The organism is Psychrobacter sp. CAL346-MNA-CIBAN-0220 (assembly GCF_040309805.1).
Taxonomy (GTDB): Bacteria; Pseudomonadota; Gammaproteobacteria; order Pseudomonadales; family Moraxellaceae; genus Psychrobacter.
The window spans coordinates 1-268 of the sequence record NZ_JBEOPF010000336.1; the positions used below are offsets into that span (position 1 = coordinate 1).

The following is a 268-nucleotide window of genomic DNA, read 5'->3' on the forward strand; positions in this document are numbered from 1 at the left end:
GTTTAACATTGTGCCTACTCTATTTGAAATTCTTACCGTTGCATTAATTTTTGGCACTTTGTTTTCTATCTGGTTTGCGCTTATAACCCTACTTGCAGTTGCCATATATATTACCTTTACAGTAACCGTAACCCAGTGGCGCAATCGCTTTATTCGCGAAGCTAACACCGCCGACAACTTAAGTAATACCCGCGCTATCGACAGCTTACTAAACTACGAAACAGTAAAATACTTTAACAATGAAGAGTTTGAAGCCAGCACCTACGAC

General features: G+C 39.9%; 1 protein-coding gene. It reads left to right on the forward strand.

The annotated features are described in order from the left end of the window. The coding region (locus AAEY88_RS13880) for an ABC transporter transmembrane domain-containing protein (RefSeq protein ID WP_350563318.1) at window positions 1–268 on the forward strand (268 nt) is incomplete at both ends.